Here is a 231-nt window from a genome sequence, read left to right on the forward strand (position 1 = left end):
GGACCCTGGCGGTTTCTTGTTGTGGTTTCTATGCCTGGCTTAAACGTCCACCTAGCCGACGGGCTCAGGAGAACGAACGGTTGCGGGTAGCAATCCGTGCGGCCCACAACAAAACACGCCGAACCTATAGTGCAAGACGCCTACAAATCGAGCTGGCTGCCGAAGGGATCGTGGCGGGTCGGGATCGGATAGCGCGACTACGTCGCGAAGACGGCATTTGCTGCATCCAGC

1 protein-coding gene is annotated in these 231 nt (G+C 58.9%); it reads left to right on the forward strand.

Going from position 1 to position 231, the window contains the following annotated elements; genetic code table 11:
• A partial coding sequence (locus ACUHMQ_RS21720) for an IS3 family transposase (protein WP_445297455.1) occupies nt 1–231 on the forward strand: 231 nt, incomplete at both ends.

This window comes from Chitinimonas violaceus, from assembly GCF_052601015.1.